The sequence below is a fragment of the Echinicola sediminis genome, from assembly GCF_054777495.1.
In genome coordinates this window covers 1-3,195 of sequence record NZ_BAAHAP010000194.1, presented here as the reverse complement: position 1 = coordinate 3,195, position 3,195 = coordinate 1, and the positions used below count along the sequence as shown (strand labels likewise).

General features: G+C 39.2%; 2 protein-coding genes. Both read right to left on the bottom strand.

The features are described from left to right. Nucleotides 1–211 precede the first annotated feature (211 nt). Nucleotides 212–1,564, bottom strand: a complete 1,353-nt coding sequence (locus ACYVAA_RS22535) for a c-type cytochrome domain-containing protein (RefSeq protein WP_460546251.1) — start codon at nucleotides 1,562–1,564, stop codon at nucleotides 212–214. Between the two features lie 96 nt (nucleotides 1,565–1,660). Next, nucleotides 1,661–3,124 carry a DUF1501 domain-containing protein gene (locus tag ACYVAA_RS22530; RefSeq protein ID WP_460546248.1) on the bottom strand — a complete coding sequence of 488 codons (1,464 nt, stop codon included), beginning with the start codon at nucleotides 3,122–3,124 and terminating at the stop codon, nucleotides 1,661–1,663. Between the last annotated feature and the right edge of the window lie 71 nt (nucleotides 3,125–3,195).

The following is a 3,195-nucleotide window of genomic DNA, read 5'->3' as shown; positions in this document are numbered from 1 at the left end:
TTTCCCTTATTATCTGTGTTAAATAGTAGTTAACTTAATATCCAACTGTAAGGCTATCCTTCCTATTAGACGTTTTCACTTACTATAACTAGAGGAATTACGCTGAATTAAGAATCACTCCTTATGACCAAACAAGCCAGCTTTTAAAACTATCGTTTCACTTAACTTGTATCTTTTTCAATCTTAGCCAAGCAAGAGATGGCTTCACTATTTAATTAAGCCCCATGCTAGCCCCCATATTTATATTAATATCGTATTCTTCCTCGAGTAGCCTTATTGTTCCAGCACTCACCTTGGTATTCCACACATAAATGCTTTTGGGGCTGTTTGATCCTAAAAATTTCTTTAGACCTTCCCCACTAACCCCCGTAGAATGCAGCACCAACGTTTCCAATTGTTTCAAAGACTTTAAATGGTTTAAAGTTTCATCTCCTATCTTGGTATTGTTCAAATGGAGTTTTGTAAGGTTTGAAAATTCATCGAACCCCTTAGTCATATCATCGGACAAATCGGTATTTCCCAAATCGAGCTCTACAATTTGAGGGGAAATCTTTGAAAGCAACTTTAAACCAGTTTCAGGTAAATCCTTATTTTTAAGGGAAAGCCAAAGCCCCCCATCATCCGGCGAGATTTTTCTAATGGTAAACCCAGCTTTCTTCACTTCCTCTATAGCATCCAAAGAAGCTTCTTCTATGTATTTCTTTTCAAGTACCAGATAATCTTTCAGTATATTTTTTAGGCTGTCGCTTTTAGGAAGTGATACCACCTTGTCGTCAATTTCCATGGAATGAGTAATCCAGTATTTGAGTAACCAAATCTCATCCTTGGTAAGCTGAGGTTTACCTTCTGGAGGCATATGTCTTTCATCAGAAATAGGAAGCACACTTAAAGAATATAAAAGGCTTTCATGGGGATTTTTTAAGATAATAGCCTTCCCGTTGGCTCCCCCCTTCAAAAGGCTGGCTTTTGAAACCAATGACAGATCCCCTTTCATTTTTGAGGCATTATGACACTGAATACATTTATCCTCCAAAATTCTATGTACAACATTGTCAAAGATGTTTAAACTATCAATATCGGTAATGGGTATTACAGGCTCCTTCTCCTCTAGATGCTCTGTTAAAAATTCAGATCCATGAGTTAGTATACTACCATAGTGGCCGGCAATGCTGATAATGCCAATAGTAATAATAAATAGAGGTAAAAATAAAATATCTACTACTTTAAGGTTCAGATTTCTTAGCAAAAACAACAAAATGATCAATCCTGCTGCAATCGAGCCAAACCAAAAATGAAAATCCAAAACCTCTTCCGTATATCCTCCTTCCAGGGAAAGGAAATATCCTAAGACACATGCCACTACAGCAAAAAAAGAGGAAAAACCCAATGAATATACAATGGTACTCTTGGGATATTTCTTCCTAAACCTCCCCATGATATCCAAAAAAAATGTCAATAAAAGAGCTCCAATAGGCAGGTGCAAAATTAAGGGATGAAAGCGACCCAATGCCAATATTAACCTTGAGGGTTCCTCAATAGTGGAAGCATTGGCATTGGGCACCATAAAAAGAAGCAATGCCAATGCAGAATAATAAGTAATGAGTTTTTTCATGGTATAGTTTGGGATACAGTTTCATTTACTCTACCTCATCTTCTAAGATCAAGTAAGAATGTCTTGAACAACGTGACCGCCGACATCCGTTAATCTATAGCGACGCCCCTGATGCTTGTAAGTTAATTTTGTATGGTCTAATCCCATTTGATGCATGATGGTCGCTTGCACATCATGTACATGCACTGGATCTTTTATGATATTATAGCCGAAATCATCTGTTTCCCCGTAGGTAAATCCGGGTTTTACTCCTCCACCGGCCATAAACATGGTAAAACATTTTGGGTGGTGATCCCTTCCGTAATTAGTGGCGGTTAATTTTCCCTGACTATAATTGGTTCTTCCAAATTCCCCTCCCCATACCACTAAAGTATCTTCCAAAAGTCCCCGCTGTTTCAGATCCAATATCAACGCAGCAGAAGCCTGGTCAATATCTTTCGCCTGCTTCTCTATTTGAGAGGGTAGGTTTTCATGTTGATCCCATCCCATATGGTACAACTGAATGAAACGTACATCCTTTTCTGCAAGTCTTCTTGCCAATAAACAATTGGCCGCATAGGTTCCTGGTACCTTGGCATTTTCCCCATACATATTCAGTATGTGCTCAGGTTCCTCATCAATATTCATGGTATCAGGCACAGAAGTCTGCATACGATAAGCCATCTCATATTGGGCTATCCTACTGTTAATTTCCGGATCCCCAAATTCAGCCTCCTGTATTCGGTTCAACTCGGCAATATGATCCAGCATCCTTCTTCGCTCGGTACGGGAAATACTCTCTGGGTCCTTTAAGTACAATACAGGGTCTTTTCCCGATCTAAACTGCACTCCTTGATGAAGTGAACTCAAAAATCCATTTCCCCATAAGCGGGAATAAAGAGGCTGTGCAACTGGTCTACCCGTCCCCCTTGAAAGCAATACAGTAAAAGTGGGTAAATTGTCATTTAAACTCCCCAAACCATAACTAAACCAAGAACCAATACATGGCCTACCGGCTTGTTGTGATCCTGTTTGGAAAAAAGTAATTGCCGGATCATGATTGATGGCCTCGGTATGGACGGATTTAATAAAACACAATTCGTCCACCACTTTAGCCGTATGGGGCATCAATTCACTAACCCAGGCCCTGGATTCACCATATTGATCAAATTTGAAATTACTCCCAACCAATGGGAAGCGCTCCTGTCCAGAAGTCATACCTGTCAGGCGTTGTCCTTGTCTAACGGAATCAGGAAGATCATCTCCTCTTAATTTATTTAACAGTGGCTTATAATCAAAGAGCTCCAACTGCGATGGCCCACCACTTTGAAACAAATAGATTACCCGTTTTGCTTTAGGAGCAAAATGAGGTAAGTTCTTGGATATATCATTTGCTGACAGGGAGGATTTTCCTCCCGAAAAAGAAAACGGATCAATCATGGAAGCCATAGCAAGTCCTCCAATTCCCACACCAAGTTTCTTAATAAAATGGCGTCTATTATTATTAACTAAATGTTTTTTTATTTCTTCCATAATTTTATCCCTTGATTATTGATTCATCCAAATTGAAAATTAAGCTCGTCAACGTGGTATAAGCATAAAAT